Source organism: Thalassotalea sp. G20_0, from assembly GCF_017744175.1.
Lineage (GTDB): Bacteria > Pseudomonadota > Gammaproteobacteria > Pseudomonadales > Endozoicomonadaceae > Endozoicomonas.
In genome coordinates this window covers 1-509 of record NZ_JAGHQV010000546.1, presented here as the reverse complement: position 1 = coordinate 509, position 509 = coordinate 1, and the positions used below count along the sequence as shown (strand labels likewise).

1 protein-coding gene is annotated in these 509 nt (G+C 51.1%); it reads left to right on the top strand.

Annotated features, from left to right (window positions below; all coding sequences use genetic code 11):
- The coding region (gene yihA / locus J7438_RS27485; RefSeq protein ID WP_209279176.1) for a ribosome biogenesis GTP-binding protein YihA/YsxC at positions 1 to 466 on the top strand (466 nt) is incomplete at its 5' end.
- Positions 467 to 509 lie beyond the last annotated feature (43 nt).

Below are 509 nucleotides of genomic sequence, written 5' to 3'. Positions count from 1 at the left end.
GCTCATCAACTTCTTTGACGTGCAGGATGGTGTCTTTCTGGTGGATCTTCCGGGCTACGGTTATGCAAAAGTGCCTGAAGCCATGAAGCAAGAGTGGCAGCATCACATGACCGATTATCTGGAGCGTCGTGAGGCGCTGGTCGGCCTGGTGCTGTTGATGGATATTCGTCATCCGATGAAAGAGTTCGATCAGATGATGCTTAACTGGAGTGTGAGTGCAAACTTACCTCTGCACATACTGCTCACCAAGGCGGACAAACTGAAACAGGGGGCCGCCAAACAGGTTCTGAACACCCTCAAAAAGGATCTGTCCCGATTCCCACAGGTGAGCGTGCAGTTATTCTCTTCGCTCAAGAAAACCGGTGTTGATCAGCTCTCTATGAAACTGGATGAGTGGTTTCTTGCACCTGAGCCCGATGACATTTATGACGATCAGGATGACGAGCACATGGCGTCTGATGATTAATCCCTGCTGAGCATGGCAGGCTGTCCTCCCGATTGTGGAGGAC